Here is a 1,491-nt window from a genome sequence, read left to right on the forward strand (position 1 = left end):
GCGCGCTACCAGGTCTGGGGCAACACCCTGGCCGAAACGCAGGAAAGCTTCTTCGTCGAAGAGCAGAACCTGCGCTTCCAGGGCCAGTACCTGGACCGCGAAACGGGGCTGCACTACAACACCTTCAGGTTCTACGATCCGGATATCGGRCGGTTTATCAGCCCGGACCCGATTGGGTTGGCGGGTGGGATCAACCTGTTCCAGTACGCGCCGGAGCCGTATGGGTGGGTGGATCCGTGGGGGTGGAAAGGTTGCAGTGTTAAACAAGGCGATGGAAAGACTCATGACATTGTTCTTGAACTGACAAGAAAACAGTACAAGCAAGCATTTGGTCACATTCAAGCGGTCATAAAGAAAACTGGTTTAGATATATTCACCATAAATAGAGCTGGTGCTGCGAGAAATAGAAAGAATTCGTTGTCAGGATATCCAACCAAGAAAGGTAAGGACCGCGACGAGTTCCCTATGGCAATGTTTAAAGAGGGTGGAAAAGGAGCAAGTGTTCGATACATTGACCCAAGCGATAATAGAGGTGCGGGCTCATCTATTTCTCATGCTCTAGACCCATACCCTGACGGAACCACGGTCAAAATAACTGTAAAATAATGGAGTCCAAATGGTTACTGATGCAGTAATACAAAGCCTGCAGACAGAAGATAAGATTCTTGTTGATTATTTTGAAAAAATACCAAAGAAAAATAAAAAAACTGAAAAAAAATTTATTGAGTCTTCGGTTAGATTGGCGTACGTGCTTTTTTTTTCTGGCGAGCAGGAAGCCGCTAAGCAAATTGTTGCGCGAATTTCCAAGATCCCATTTGCAAATAGTTATGACTATTGGGTTTGGATCGAGGCTGCTCTAGTTCTTAAAGGTGTTATTGCGGAAAAAGAAGGGGACGTGTCATCCTACGAAAGCTCGCTTGATACTGTTAGCCAAGCACTAAAATCTGGCTCGGAGGTACAGGTCTCCGTTAAGGCTAATGTGCATAAGCGATTCCTTGAAGGGCAAACGCTAGATATAAGCTTCTATGAAGAAAACAATCCGGTAGATGCTTTTGAAATGCGCATTGAATATGTAATGTCTCTACTTAAAATGTATATTTTTGGTGGTAGCGATTCATGGACGCTAAAAAGAATTAAAGATGAGCTTGAAAAGGTTGGCGGGGAAATTAGAGCAGCAATAGTTGGAAAAGGGATCTATTCATTCCCTCCTTTTCTCTAGAAAAAATAGAGAGGAATCTTCCCGAAGAGGAATCGGGGACAGACCACGATTAATTTATCTGTAAATCGTGGTCTGTCCCCTGTTGTTCCTGTTGTTCAGCAACTTACCGAAGACGACGGCCGTTGCATCTGGCAGGCGCGCTACCAGGTCTGGGGCAACACCCTGGCCGAAACGCAGGAAAGCTTCTTCGTCGAAGAGCAGAACCTGCGCTTCCAGGGCCAGTACCTGGACCGCGAAACGGGGCTGCACTACAACACCTTCAGGTTCTACGA

Annotated in this window: 2 protein-coding genes and 1 pseudogene; all 3 read left to right on the plus strand. The window is 46.2% G+C overall.

What is annotated here, in order from left to right; genetic code table 11:
• Positions 1-606: RHS repeat-associated core domain-containing protein (locus INS93_RS24530; RefSeq protein WP_192985850.1), on the plus strand; the 606-nt coding region annotated here is incomplete at its 5' end.
• A 10-nt stretch (positions 607-616) separates the two neighbouring features.
• Positions 617-1,219: a DUF6707 family protein gene (locus tag INS93_RS24535; RefSeq protein WP_192985851.1), complete on the plus strand. Its 603-nt coding sequence runs from the start codon at positions 617-619 to the stop codon at positions 1,217-1,219.
• 96 nt (positions 1,220-1,315) lie between these two features.
• A pseudogene (locus tag INS93_RS25210) lies at positions 1,316-1,491 on the plus strand (RHS repeat domain-containing protein); the annotation flags it as partial.

The organism is Pseudomonas sp. EggHat1 (assembly GCF_014892995.1).
Taxonomy (GTDB): Bacteria; Pseudomonadota; Gammaproteobacteria; order Pseudomonadales; family Pseudomonadaceae; genus Aquipseudomonas; species Aquipseudomonas chaetocerotis.